The organism is Shewanella inventionis (assembly GCF_019931735.1).
Classification (GTDB): Bacteria; Pseudomonadota; Gammaproteobacteria; order Enterobacterales; family Shewanellaceae; genus Shewanella; species Shewanella inventionis.
In genome coordinates this window covers 1927684-1941721 of record NZ_CP082926.1, presented here as the reverse complement: position 1 = coordinate 1941721, position 14038 = coordinate 1927684, and the positions used below count along the sequence as shown (strand labels likewise).

The following is a 14038-nucleotide window of genomic DNA, read 5'->3' as shown; positions in this document are numbered from 1 at the left end:
ATCACAGCCTTAATAATGATTAGCCTCTCCCTATTGCTTGGGTGAGGCTATTTGTTCAACGGATGACAGCGTGATGCCCGATACGTTAAGATAGTGACATTACACAGAGGGAACTAATGCAAAATTCTTATCGTTTATCCATCGCTCATATCAACGACACACATTCTAACTTTGAACCAAGCCCCGTCCAATTTTCGTTAACGACAAACCAACAAACCTATAAGTTGGAAGGACATTCTGGTGGTTATGCTCGTTTAGGTTTTCAAATAGAGCAGGCAAGAGCGCAAGCTGCATTGCAGCAAACCCCTTTTTTATTTTTACATGGAGGCGATAGCTTTCAGGGCACCTTGTATTTTCGCGAATTTCAAGGCGCCGCTAATGCTCATTTGCTTAATTTACTCAAGCCTGACGCCATGGTTTTAGGCAATCATGAAATTGATGCTGGTAACAGCCCAGTTCAAGCTTTTTTGAATCGGATTAATTTTCCAGTACTGGCCGGCAACATGGATTTAAGCCATGAAGATAGACTAAAAACGGGCAGATTATATGGTCACCCCATGCTGTACGATTTTGATGACACCAGCGAAACAGCTAAAGTGTTAATTAAGCCCTTTCACGACAAAAAAATGGCCATTATTGGCATCACCTTAGATCAAATGCGTTTAATCGCCCGCCCCGATCCTGACACCCATTTTGTCAATGCGATTGATACCACGCGAAAAACCATCGCCCGTTTAACACAGCAAGGCATTAAGCACATTATTGTGTTAAGTCATTTAGGGTTAGATCAAGACCGCGAATTAGCCGAGCAAGTAGACGGCATCAGTATTATCATTGGTGGCCATTCACATACGTTACAAGGTCAAATGCGTGATATAGGCCTGAGCGATATCCCTTATGCCGAAACCATTAATAACACTCCTATACTGCATGCGGGAAAATATGCCGAAACACTGGGTTTGGCCGAGGTAATATTTGACCAACACGGCACTGTCACACAGCTTGTGGGTAATAATTACTTTATGCTCGATGACAAAATAACCGTAACACATGCGGTTAACCACAGCACAGTTGACATCACTACCTCTAACCTACTCGTTAAGCAATTATTTGCTCACCCAAGTATTAGGGGAGCCCAACACGATGAACATATACATCAAGTGATCCACACTCAATATCGACCATCTTTGGATGCATTAGAAAACCAAATATTAGCCCATATTCCCCGCGACTTTATCCATACTCGATTACCGAGTAAACACTTGCCTCACGGCAGTGAAATTGCACCTTGGGTTAGCAGAAGCATGTACAAATCGGCTAAACGCATAGAGCCTAATATTGATTTTGCATTACATAATGCTGGCGGTGTCAGGCAGTCTTTAAACAAAGGCCAACTGTCTTTAGCTGATGTAGTAGGACGTATTTTGCCCTTTGAGCTTCCACTCACCCTGTATCAAATTATGGGTAAATACATTATCGAAGCACTAGAATCATCGATTAACTGCGCCACAAATAACGGCATTATGGGAACAGGAGCCGGAAGCTTCCCCTACCCTTACGGACTGCGCTACTTTTACGATGGTAAAAAAGCCAAAGGCCAGCGCATTACTCAAATTGAAATTTATAAACAAGATGCCTGGCAGCCCTTACAGGAAGATAAACTGTATATTGGCGTTTCTAGCGCTTATACCGCAGCAGGTAAAGAAGGTTACGATGCCTTATTACATGCTCACTGGCAGCAACCTATTGAGCACCAAACGCTGCCAGAAGCCTTTGTTGACTTTGTTAGCCAGCACGGACATTTAATTGGCGGGCAACTTTTTGCGAATGTTCACTACATTAGCCATCGTGACCCCTAACTAAACCGACAGTGATAATATGGGGTAGATCACAGACCCCATCTTCCTTACATGCTTAAATGCTGAAGTAATCCCTTGAGGATCTCTTTTAAATTGTATGACAGGACACTATATGAAAGCTAAATTGATTGCGCTTGCTGCCGCTACCACCCTAGCATTAGGGATTTCTTCTGTATGGGCTCAAGGTGCATTACATCAAGGTGAAGTACTCGACACCATGAATGGCGGTGGGTATACCTATGTGCAGATTAAAGAAGCAGACAAAACATACTGGGCTGCAGGGCCACAAGCACAGGTTAAAAAAGGTGACACGGTTGAAGTGACCGAACAAATGTGGATGACCGATTTTGCTAGCTCAAGCTTAAATAGAACATTTGATAAAATCATGTTTGTGGGCAATATCAGTAAAAAGTAGTTCTTTAAAACAGTAAAAGTCGACATAATTGACCAATCATTAAGATTGGTCTTTTTTATGGAAAACTCCCACATACTGCACTGCCGCATAGTTGATTTTTCACCTCGCTTTGCAAGCGAAGTGAGCCAGCTTTACCACTCTGCCGTACAGCATATTGACCACCCAAGATACCCACAAGCTAAATTAAACGCTTGGTCAGAAGCGCCTCGCTCAACTAAGTTTTGGCAATTAAAATACCAACGCAATAAAGCCTGGCTCGCGTTAAATCATCAAAACAAAGTAATAGGCTTTATCAGTATCGAAACCCAATTTAAGCATCAAGGCTATATAGACTGCCTGTATGTTGCCCCAACACATCAACATCGTGGTATTGCTCAGGCACTGTTTCAACAATTAGTGCAATGGGCTCAACAGCAAGACTACCCCCAACTAACCGTTGACGCGTCATATTTATCTAAAGGATTGTTTGAAAAAAATGGCTTTACGCTAAATCACGTTAGTTACCAGTTAAAACGCGGCCAAACCTTCACAGGGTTTTACATGCAAAAACAACTAACAGACTTAGCAAATTAGGAGTAAACACAAAACGGCAATAGGTCAGTTCGCACTGCTGGCAAAGTGAAATTATCGTTTCAAAAGCGGTTGTAACATTTCTTCTAGGCCATTGAGTTTAACCTCGTACATCAAGGCTAACTGTTCACCGAGCTTCCCCTCTGGAAAACCCTTTGCATGAAACCACACCAAATAAGGTTCAGGTAATTGCAACAACTTACGCCCGGCATACTTTCCAAAAGGCATCGTTTGATTAATCTTGTTGTTCGTGCATCAGCTAGTCCTTAGATCTATTGTTAATGGATTTTAACACACGCATTTAACGTTTTAGCCAAGGGGATTCTTCATATTCATTATATCAATTGGCTATATCAAACAAGTTAAATAGAAATATTAGCAATATAACATTCAGTGACACGGCAGATAACACCACTGACATCACATCTCTCATTGCTGTTAGTCATCAAAAAAACGCAGTAAGTAATTATCATATTTAACTTTTAAGTAACATTGACACCTCAAATTAATGACTGTCAACTTTCTGCCATTTTGAGTATTTGCGTCAATAAAAAAGCGTACTGACAATTACAAAAAAACGTCAAAAATCAGCTAATTGACGAAAGCCACACAACAACATACAGTTATATTAAGCACAAAATTTGGCCATGGTATGCCCTACTGTTGCCCGATATAGAGGACAATGTTGATGATTATATTAGTCGGTGGAGAAAAAGGCGGCAGTGGTAAAAGCTGCATAGCGCAAAACATTGCGGTTTTTTTAACTACAGAAGCTCACGCCAGTGTCATTATGGTAGATTGCGATCCCCAGCGCACCACATCAGATTGGATCCAGGCACGCAATAATAACCCAGATTTGCCAACCATTAACTGCGTGCAATTATATGGCAAAATTCGTAATGACTTACTAAGCCTAGAGCAGCACTACGACTATGTCATTGTCGATTGTGGCGGTCAAGATAACCTTGCCCTACGCGCTTCAATGTCGGTCGCCTCACATGTACTAATGCCATTAAGACCCAAGCGCCGTGATTTAAAAACCGTTAGCCACATGGACGATATTATCTCTACTTGCTTAATGATAAACCCAAAAATGCAAGCATCTTTTGTCATTACCCAATGCCCGAGTTTACCGAACCAAGCGAACCGTATTACAGAAGCGAAAGAAGTATGCCGTACATACAACGTTAATGTACTTGACGCGATCAACTACAGTAGAAATATTTATGACGACAGCGAAGAATCTGGATTATCGGTGTTCGAGTTAGAACCTAAGGGTAAAGCAACAGAAGAAATGCGCAGCATTGCCTGCGAATTACTAGGCATAACAGATGCAAAACAACTAATTGAACAACGCAATAATATCACTAACGTGAACACTTTGAGAGGAAATTATGGGACTAGCCGATCTCAAGAAAAACGCTTCGTTATGTAAGAGCGACCGCCCCATTGCGATTACAGTAGATGACTTTATTGCCGCAGCCGACTTGTATGCAGCAGGGCTTAACACGCGCTCTTCGGATTGCATTAACGCCATTGCCAAGCCAACCAACGTAGTGGATTTTTTACAGAGAAAATATCAACAGCACAATACCATGACGCAAACATCGCCTGTGCCCAAAAAGCCATACAAGCGTTGTACTTTTACCTTAAGTGAGACTGCTATAGAACAACTAACAACATTGAGCCAAACAGGACAAGTAGCAAAATCCAAGCTTATTAGGCAACTCATAGCACATTATTTTTCACTAACGCCTGAACAGCAAAAACGTATCGACGCAAATTTTAACGACTAAACTCAACTCAAATTTACCGCTTTTACAGTCTATCCCCACCCTTTGCTGGCAGCAAATTGAGCCATTTTATTTGTATGCCAGTATTTTTCTCCCTTGCTTGAATTTAACCCAATCCTCCCCCATAAAGAGTTTATGGCTGTTATCATTAGGAAAACCAATGCTAGCGATTGTACTTGTCGTCATTGTGTCACTATTAGCGATCGCATGGATTGGCACTAGCCGCTGGCGTAAACAGCGGCAACGAAAACGCATTACCTCTAAGCCCTTTCCACATGCATGGCGCGCAATACTTAAAGCTCGTTTTCCATATTTTAAAGCCATGCCAACCGATCTACAGTTACAGCTCAAAAAGCACATCCAGGTGTTTATTGAAGAAAAGCAATTTGTGGGCTGCAATGGCTTTACCATCAATGACGAAGTAAAAGTAACCATTGCCGCACAGGCCTGCTTATTGTTGCTTAATCGCCAAACAGACTATTACCCCAAATTGAAACAAATCCTTGTTTACCCCGCCGCGTTTATTGTTGAGCAAAATCGAACTGATATGGCTGGCGTTCAATCGACCCAACGCAATATTTTACTAGGTGAGTCTTGGGAATATGGCAAAGTAGTATTGTCATGGCACAGCACATTGGAAGGCGCCGCAGATCCCTTTGACGGCAGTAATGTTGTGATCCACGAATTTGCACACCAACTGGATCAAGAAGATGGCAGCGCTAATGGTGCACCACCGCTTCGCGACATCACGTCATACCGTTCATGGTCGCAAACATTAGGCGAAGAATTTAAACAACTTCAGCATTGCGCAGCTCACCATAAACCGTCATTATTTAATTATTATGGTGCCACTAATCCAGCAGAGTTTTTTGCCGTGATCAGTGAAACGTTTTTTGAACGTCCAGTTGAGTTTTACCAGCAACACCAAAAACTGTATCAGGAGTTAAGCCAGTTTTATCACTTAGATCCAATGCATTGGCACTAACACTTAACTAAATTGAATTGAATTGAATTGACACAAAAACAACATCAATAATCTAAGGGACACTATGCAATCGATTATTCACCGACTTGGTTTTATCGCTATGTTAGTCACTACAGCTGCGGCATTTGACTTACATGCAGCACAGGCTAATGCACAAACCCCAGACCAAACTGAGCAAAAAAATATTGCCGTGAGCGAGCATGTGAGTTCAGAAAGCCAGGCTGTTATTAACGATCTTAACCACAAAACAGACTTGGTCGATAGCCAGGGATTATCAGCAGAAAACAGCCAGGCCGTAAGCGCAATACTCAACAAATTACATGAAAGTGCAGCTGTCGCCGACTGGAGCACCTATTTCAGTTTATACCATCCACAGGCGGTATTTATTGGCACAGATAACTCAGAACGGTGGAATATGGTTGAATTTGAGCGATATGCTAAACCGACCAAAGGTTGGCGATATGAGCTTCAATCTCGCCACTTATTACAAATCGATGATACGATTTTATTTGACGAGCAATTGTATAGTTCAGCGTATGGCGTTAGCCGTGGCACAGGCGCGCTAGTTAACACAGAGCAAGGCTGGAAAATAGCTCAATACCATTTAAGTTTTCCAATCCCTAATGATAAAGCGAAACGTATCACCAGCTTAATTATGCAGTAGTAATACAGTTGCAAGGCAATAAAAAAGAGATGGCCATTAGCCATCTCTTTTTTATTCACGCCCTAACATCAGCTCATCGACACGGTAAAACACACATTCGCTAACTGACAAAAATGAGTAAAGCTGTCGTTATCTTGTTGTTCAAAATGCCGACTACTCACATGCCGATCGGCATAAAATAACCCGAGCACTTTAGTACCGACAGTCAGTGGTGCGATTAAAAAACCAAACGATGATAACTTCTCGACTAGCGCATCGTCTAATTGAACTTTGCAGTCCTGCGACGAAGGCGCGTTAACCCAAATACTTCGTTTTTGTTCAATACATTGGCTAAATACTGATTGGGGATCATTTAACTCAATCACAAACGCTTGCTTAAGCATTTCTGCATCTTCGCCCATCATAACTCTAGGCTGAAGCAATTTACGACTAGGTGATAATAATAAAACCCCGCAACGGTCGACACCAACGCCCGTTAAAATACCTTCTAGGGTCGCTTGCATAATTTGGTTAAAGTCTGTTTTAACGACAGCATATTGGGTTAACTGACGTAACTTGCTAAGTTGATAGCCTTGATCTGTCTGGCGTATTAACACACCTTGCTCAGGCGAGCTGTCACTTTCGAGTAAACAAGTCGTATCCGGTAAATAGGACACTATTGCTTTGGCACCATAAGCGACCGCCAATTTTTGTGTATTCTCACTGCAATGCATGACTCGTTTAGTCATTTCTTCAACATTCACATCAATTAACTCTGCTGCCTGCGTGAGGTATTTTTGCAATTCTTTTGGGTTAACATCAGACTGAATTAACGCTTCAGACAACTTATCGGCAATAAAAACACAGCGAATTTCGGGCATACGTTCATCGGGTTGCAAAAGTGACTTTTGCAATACCTCACCTAAGCCCCAACTGCGAGCAATACCTTGGGTAAGTTGCAAAAATGAGGCGCCCAACTCAGATCGAATAATAAAATTTTGCTCCGTTTTATCGGTCACGCTGACTAATTTACGGTCAAGAGAATCGGTAAACTCTCCCCCCATACTCCAAAAGGCACTTTCACCAATTCGATATAACAACGAGGCAATAAACACTTCTTCGCGTAACGCATCGCCTCTGCCATTCATCATCATTCGCGCCAGCATAGCCGCTTGAAACGACTGAGCCATGAGTTTTAATAACCGCTGATATACGCCTTCAGACAAGTGTTTATTTTCTAGCAAGCTGGTCAATAGTTTGGCGGTAATACAAATATTGCGGATAGTATCAAAGCCTAGCACCACCGCTGCGCGGCTCACTGTTGAAACTTGATTAATCCCCTTGTTATAAATAGCACTGTTCGCGACACGTAAAATACGTGACGTGAGCGCATTATCATGCATCACGCTGCGGCCGAGTAACGCCATAGAGGACACATCATCTTTTGCTAACTTTTCTAAGCTTCGAACCGTTGAACATAACGCGGGCATTTCTTGATCACTGATGCGTTTAGTCCAGTAATCAGCCCCTTTTGGCTGTGTTGTGGGTTTCAAGAATTAACCTAACTGTAACAAGTATTGATTTGAGTATACTCAATTTTATTCAAACATTGCTTGCTGTTTTTTTTTTATTGTACGCATGTCTAAAAAAAGATTGTACTTTGAACGTTATTGATTGCTTTTTGAACCACCAATAAAAAAAAACGGCTCAAATGAGCCGCAATCACAATGATGTGGTTGGAAAGCTTACGGGTAGGAAGTACCCAATAAATTAACATCAACAACTAAGCAAAAGCTTATGATCTAACACATTGGATAAAAATCCCGTGCGACCTGTAGGTGAGTCGCACGGGGTTACAACAGCCACAAAGTGGCCAAACTTGTAAATCGGTAAAACTAACATTTAAAACTGTTCTTCTTCAGTTGACCCTGTTAAAGCCGTTACCGAAGATTTACCACCTTGGATACAGTTAGTCACCTGGTCAAAGTAGCCTGTACCCACTTCTTGCTGGTGCGACACGAAGGTATAGCCTTTTTTCGCTGCCGCAAATTCAACTTCTTGCACTTTTTCGACATAATGCTTCATGCCTTCACCGCGCGCATAGTCATAGGCTAAATCGAACATGTTGTACCACATGTTATGAATGCCCGCTAACGTGATAAACTGGTACTTGTACCCCATGTTTGATAGCTCTTGTTGGAACTTAGCAATCGTTGCATCGTCTAGGTTCTTCTTCCAGTTAAATGAAGGAGAACAGTTATAAGCCAGTAATTGGTCTGGATATTGAGCATGAATTGCCTCAGCAAATTTTTTCGCTTCTTCAAGACATGGCTTAGCCGTTTCACACCAAATTAAGTCAGCATAAGGTGCATAGGCAAGGCCGCGAGAAATGGCCTGGTCTAACCCAGCTTTCACACGGTAAAAACCTTCACTTGTACGCTCACCCGTCACAAAATCACGGTCGTACTCGTCACAGTCAGACGTCATTAAATCTGCCGCATTGGCGTCAGTACGCGCAATAACAAGCGTTGGTACACCACTCACATCAGCCGCTAAACGTGCAGCAACCAGTTTTTGCACCGCTTCTTGGGTCGGTACTAATACTTTACCGCCCATGTGGCCACATTTTTTAACAGACGCTAATTGGTCTTCAAAGTGAACACCTGCAGCGCCAGCATCGATCATCGACTTCATCAATTCAAATGCGTTTAATACGCCACCAAAACCGGCTTCTGCGTCAGCAACAATCGGTAAAAAGTAGTCAGTGTAGTTCTCATCACCTGGGTTAACTTCTTTACTCCATTGAATTTGATCTGCACGGCGGAACGAGTTATTAATTCGGCTAACAACAGCAGGTACTGAGTTTGCTGGATATAACGATTGGTCTGGGTACATAGTGCCCGCTAAGTTTGCATCTGCCGCAACCTGCCAACCTGAAAGGTAAATGGCTTCAATACCCGCTTTTGCCTGTTGAACCGCTTGACCACCAGTAAGTGCACCTAACGAGTTAACATAGCCTTTTTTAGCACCGCCGTTGACCAGCTCCCACAATTTAGCTGCACCACGTTGTGCAATGGTGTTTTCTGGAACGATAGATCCCCGTAATGCCACCACTTCTTCAGCTGTAAAAGGACGTTTAACGCCTTTCCAACGTGGATTTTCAGCCCAGTCTTTTTTAATCGCATCAATCTGTTGCTGGCGAGTTAATTGTGTCGTCATAATGTCACTCCTTCCTGAGTAATTAAGTTGGCAAAGTCAATCGATTCAACCTTGCGCTATGTTTGTATATAAAAGGGTTAAAAGCCGTCTTTACGCCGTTAACAATTCGTAACCAGGCAAGGTTAAAAAGTCGACTAACTCATCTGAGGTTGTGATCTGTTCAAACAATGCAGCTGCCTGAGTAAATTGACCGGCGTTAAAGCGTTCGCTACCGAGCTCTTTTTTCACATTGGCGGTTTCTTCTTTGAGCATGTCTTTGAACAAAGCTTTAGTGACTAATTTGCCATTCGATAAACTCTTTTGATGTTTAATCCACTGCCAAATCGATGTACGCGAAATCTCTGCTGTTGCAGCATCTTCCATCAAGCCGTAAATGGGTACACAACCATTACCCTGGATCCAGGCCTCAATGTATTGCAGCGCGATACGAATATTGAGTCTCATCCCTTCTTCAGTGCGCTCACCAGCACAAGGCTCTAATAACTCGCTGGCTAAAATTGGCGCATCTACATCGCGGGTTATATGCAGTTGATTGGTTTTATCGCCACCAATGTAATCATTAAAAATCTGCATGGCGGTATCGGCTAAACCAGGATGTGCAACCCAGGTACCATCATGGCCATTACGCGCTTCTAGCTCTTTGTCACCACGCACTTTTTGCAATACTTTAGCGTTGGTGTCTTCATCTTTAGCCGGAATAAACGCAGCCATACCGCCCATGGCTAATGCGCCACGCTTATGACAGGTTTTAATCAGTAAACGTGAGTAAGCACTTAAAAACCTAGTGTCCATTGTTACTGCCTGACGGTCTGGGAGTACTCGGTCAGGGTAATTTTTTAAGGTTTTAATGTAGCTAAAGATATAATCCCAACGGCCACAATTAAGTGCGACAATATTTGAGCGAAGTTCATATAAAATCTCTTCCATTTCAAATACGCCAGGGAGGGTTTCAATTAAACAGGTACATTTGATGGTGCCAGGCTTTAAGCAAAAACGTTCTTCAACAAACGCAAATACTTTTGCCCACCAACGCGCTTCAACATGGCTTTCTAACTTAGGAATATAAAAGTATGGCCCTGATTTTTTTGCTAACAACTGGCGATAGTTGTGATAAAAATACATCGCAAAATCAACAAGAGCGCCAGGCACAGGGGCACCTTTATAAAGCACATGCTTTTCAATTAAGTGCAAACCACGAACACGAGCAATTAACACTGCTGGATCTGGGTTTAACGAATAATGTTTACCCGTTTCTGGTGCAGTAAATGAAATATCACCGTTTACGGCATCGCGCAGGTTAATTTGCCCTTCAACCACTTTTTGCCAGCTTGGCGCTAACGAGTCTTCAAAGTCTGCCATAAACACTTTTACATTGGCGTTTAGGGCATTAATGATCATTTTGCGGTCTACAGGACCTGTTATCTCGACTCGACGATCAGTTAAATCTTCAGGGATGCCACGGATGGTCCAGTCACCATAACGAATAGCACGGGTTTCAGGTAAAAAATCAGGTAATTCACCCGCATCAATTCGCGCTTGCTTTTGCTTACGTTTAGCCAACAAATCTGGTACTTCTGCCGCAAACTTTGCACACAAAGAATTTAAAAAGGCCACAGCACCGGTATTGAACACTTGCTGCTGACCTTCTATTTTTGGGCCAACAAAAGTAATGTCGGTTGTTACCGCATCATCAGTTGTTGTTTTGTTGTATTGAGCTACCAATTGTTCTGCCGTCATAATATGGATCCCTAAGCACTGCATTTTTTTATTGATCATTATCAAAGTGACAACTCAAACATCTGCACTAAGCGTTTCTTTGCTTGTTACTTACTTTGGTTCCACAAGCTTTGGTGCAACATGCGCCGCTTTGAGTGCGTCGGCTCATTTTTAAATTGTTCTTGTTGTCTATTTGTTAAATCACAAATTAACACTTTCAAATGTTTGTTTCGTACTAAAAACTAACCAGAAATGTTTGTAATTGCAACAGTTTGAAATTGACCAAACCCAATATTATCCGTGCTAAAACACCTGAGTAAATTGGTATGACCAATAATACAAAAGCATAACAAATAGCTGTTTTATATGATATTTTAATTTTAGAACTTATACTCTAAATGTTGAACTTAAAATTCATCTTACCAATTTACCAGTAAACAATAATGGTAAAATAAGTTGTTATAATATTACATGGTGTAATATTTAATTTACACAACTTTAGTCTAAATATATAAGTCAAACAAATTGGCCACGTTTTGAGCTTACCTCTAGGGAAAGCAATTATAATTAATAAAAACATATGGATAACATACTTCGAAAACAGCCTTGATTCAAACAACCGTTTAAATACTACGTTGACGTAAACGTAAGAAGAAGGAGCGGGTTTAGGCTTAAAAACGTGAGTTACGTCACCCGATCAACAAGGGCTGACTAATTGGTTTTTTTGAAAAGAAATGCAATTTTTTTCAAAAAACAATAACAAAATCTCTAGGTTGGTGCATTTCAATGGTAATTAAGGTTCTAAATGGTGCATATCAGTTGGAGTAGAAACTAAAAAAAACGAGCCTGGTGATCTTTGCTGGTTGAATGTTGTTCAATATAAAACGGATTAAGCGCAGCGAACAATTGCCACCTCTACCCCCTTAAGAATGTGTGATCAGATATTGCGTAGAAAAAGTCGTTTAGAATAAGTCAGAAATTGCAGCAAACTCGTTGTTCTACTTTCAAGATGTCGAGTAGAGAAGTTATAGCCGATGTGGATCCGTAAGAATGATCACATTTTTTTGCTGATTAGTATTAAGCTGGATCAGAGGGGGTATGAGGTGCGAATGAATTGTCATAGCACACAACACAATTTCGGCCATTGTGTTTTGCACGGTAAAGCGCTAAATCTGCACGTTGGATAAGAGGGTCTAGACTAAGATCGTCCTTGTTTGCATAGCTCACGCCACCGCTAACGGTAATCGCAAACTCATGACCAGAGTAACGAGTATTAATTTGCGATACTTCAATGCGTATGCGCTCTGCAAATTCCATGGCGCTAAGCTTATCAATTTTCGGCATAAAGATGGCAAACTCCTCGCCACCCATGCGGGTAAATATATCGTTTGGGCGTAATAACGCTTCTATCACCGCGGTGAATTTTTTAAGTGCCCAATCACCTGTAGCATGACCAAACTGATCATTGATATTTTTAAATAAGTCCAAATCCATTAACAACACACAAAATGGCTCTCTTGCAGTTTGTGCTTCTATAAATTCGTTTTCGGCCAACTCCTGGCCTGTTCGGCGATTAAAAATACCCGTTAAACCATCACATTGCGCTTGTTTCATAAATTGGTTACGTTGCATCCATGCTGAAATAAGTAACAGTAATAATCCAACTGAAACGCCCACAAGTAAGGTTGAAAACATGATTGATGAGCTCTTTTCTTTCATAAAGAGATCTTTTTGTTGCATCAATAACTCATGATCCTGAATTAAACTGGTGTTTTCTCTGTTTTTTTCAACACTGTCAAAACGAGCCATTTGATACGCATTTTCCTTTACTTTTTGCTCGTTTAAAATCTGCAAGCTCAGCGCATTTGCCACCACTTGGTATTGATAAGCTTTATCAAATTGCCCGCGTTTACCCGCCACCAACGACAAAGCTTCGTTAGCCCGCTTTTTCACTAAAAGATTATTGGGCGCTAAGGGCAACTCATTCACTTTTCCAGCAAAAAATTCAGCCTGTTGAAACCTGTCTAAATAAAAATACGTCATGCCTAAATAAGAGTGTATTTCATTAATTTCAACCTCAAATTTAAACTTTTGATATCCTTCTAATGCGGTTAAAAACAAGCTTTCAGCTTTAGGATATTCGCCCTGCTCAAATGCAACAATGCCTCGCCCTTTAACCGACATAACAGCAATAAGTGGAAAACCTTGTTCACGGCAATATTGCTCTGTTTCGGTAAACAAACTAGATGCTTGTTTAAATTGCTTTAAACGCAAATTGGCCACTGAATAATAGAGCATTGAATAGCACTGATTTTTGGGGCTTTTGCCTTGATTCAGCGCCATGGCTAACTGCGAAATTCGTAACATTTCATCATAAGCCTCTAGCTCTAAATACACATTTAAGAGTCGATTATAGGTAGCAATTTTAATACTATTGTCTTGATAACTTTGTATACGGGCCAGGTTAGTTTCTAATTGGCTAAAGGCTTTTTTATAATCCTTAAGCCCGATACTCACCGTGACTTTATACAAATAAATCCGGGTTAAAATGTCATCTGGTGGATTAAAAGATAGGGCTCTGTCTAACGCGTTATCAGCCTCACTATATTCAGCCAAATATATGTGTTTAAGGCTCATTAGCATGTGTAAACGGCTTTTTTGTGTATTTGATAAAGAAGGCTCAAGCGCTAGCACTGAATGGAGTTTAGCAATGGCACTTTGAGTATCGGTATGCATAAAGTTTTCGGCAAGATCAAGCTCTGCATCCATTTCATCTGCATAAGATAGCGCCGCACTAACGATGAATAACACGGCAAAAAACCATTTTATATAACAAAC

General features: G+C 41.3%; 12 protein-coding genes. 7 read left to right on the top strand and 5 right to left on the bottom strand.

All coding sequences use genetic code 11. The features are described 5' to 3' along the window. The first annotated feature begins 116 nt into the window (after nucleotides 1-116). The 3 genes from K8B83_RS08775 to K8B83_RS08765 all read left to right on the top strand — a co-directional run bounded on the left by K8B83_RS08775 (nucleotide 117) and on the right by K8B83_RS08765 (nucleotide 2847). Nucleotides 117-1859 (top strand): bifunctional metallophosphatase/5'-nucleotidase, encoded by a 1743-nt coding sequence (locus K8B83_RS08775; RefSeq protein WP_188737334.1) that lies wholly within the window; start codon nucleotides 117-119, stop codon nucleotides 1857-1859. Nucleotides 1860-1971: 112 nt separating this feature from the next. After that, nucleotides 1972-2274, top strand: a complete 303-nt coding sequence (locus tag K8B83_RS08770) for an NrfJ (RefSeq protein WP_188737336.1) — start codon at nucleotides 1972-1974, stop codon at nucleotides 2272-2274. A gap of 57 nt (nucleotides 2275-2331) precedes the next feature. Continuing rightward, nucleotides 2332-2847 (top strand): GNAT family N-acetyltransferase, encoded by a 516-nt coding sequence (locus tag K8B83_RS08765; RefSeq protein ID WP_188737338.1) that lies wholly within the window; start codon nucleotides 2332-2334, stop codon nucleotides 2845-2847. A gap of 51 nt (nucleotides 2848-2898) precedes the next feature. On the opposite strand, the gene K8B83_RS08760 is transcribed toward K8B83_RS08765, so the two are convergent. After that, the gene (locus K8B83_RS08760; RefSeq protein ID WP_188737340.1) at nucleotides 2899-3072 is read right to left on the bottom strand and encodes a DUF3820 family protein; all 174 of its coding nucleotides are present in this window, start codon (nucleotides 3070-3072) and stop codon (nucleotides 2899-2901) included. Nucleotides 3073-3532: 460 nt separating this feature from the next. On the opposite strand from K8B83_RS08760, the gene K8B83_RS08755 reads away from it, so the two are divergent. From K8B83_RS08755 to K8B83_RS08740, 4 genes are all read left to right on the top strand, one after another. After that, nucleotides 3533-4279 carry an AAA family ATPase gene (locus K8B83_RS08755; protein ID WP_188737342.1) on the top strand — a complete coding sequence of 249 codons (747 nt, stop codon included), beginning with the start codon at nucleotides 3533-3535 and terminating at the stop codon, nucleotides 4277-4279. After that, nucleotides 4239-4640: a CopG family transcriptional regulator gene (locus K8B83_RS08750; RefSeq protein WP_188737344.1), complete on the top strand. Its 402-nt coding sequence runs from the start codon at nucleotides 4239-4241 to the stop codon at nucleotides 4638-4640. Before K8B83_RS08755 ends, K8B83_RS08750 begins: the two co-directional genes overlap by 41 nt. A gap of 157 nt (nucleotides 4641-4797) precedes the next feature. Then, entirely contained in the window at nucleotides 4798-5622 is an 825-nt protein-coding gene (locus K8B83_RS08745; protein ID WP_223419618.1) for a M90 family metallopeptidase, read from the top strand. A 64-nt stretch (nucleotides 5623-5686) separates the two neighbouring features. After that, nucleotides 5687-6286 carry a nuclear transport factor 2 family protein gene (locus K8B83_RS08740; RefSeq protein WP_188737348.1) on the top strand — a complete coding sequence of 200 codons (600 nt, stop codon included), beginning with the start codon at nucleotides 5687-5689 and terminating at the stop codon, nucleotides 6284-6286. A 68-nt stretch (nucleotides 6287-6354) separates the two neighbouring features. Here the strand turns inward: K8B83_RS08740 and K8B83_RS08735 are convergent, their stop codons facing one another. From K8B83_RS08735 to K8B83_RS08720, 4 genes are all read right to left on the bottom strand, one after another. Beyond that, on the bottom strand, nucleotides 6355-7818 hold the full coding sequence (locus tag K8B83_RS08735; RefSeq protein ID WP_398410662.1) for an HDOD domain-containing protein: 1464 nt from the start codon (nucleotides 7816-7818) through the stop codon (nucleotides 6355-6357). Between the two features lie 349 nt (nucleotides 7819-8167). After that, complete coding sequence (gene aceA, locus K8B83_RS08730) at nucleotides 8168-9484, bottom strand: isocitrate lyase (protein ID WP_223419616.1); 1317 nt, start codon at nucleotides 9482-9484, stop codon at nucleotides 8168-8170. 90 nt (nucleotides 9485-9574) lie between these two features. Then, nucleotides 9575-11221, bottom strand: coding sequence for a malate synthase A (gene aceB, locus K8B83_RS08725; protein WP_223419613.1), 1647 nt, complete (start codon nucleotides 11219-11221; stop codon nucleotides 9575-9577). 1056 nt (nucleotides 11222-12277) lie between these two features. Then, the gene (locus K8B83_RS08720; RefSeq protein ID WP_223419610.1) at nucleotides 12278-14011 is read right to left on the bottom strand and encodes a tetratricopeptide repeat-containing diguanylate cyclase; all 1734 of its coding nucleotides are present in this window, start codon (nucleotides 14009-14011) and stop codon (nucleotides 12278-12280) included. Nucleotides 14012-14038: the final 27 nt, after the last annotated feature.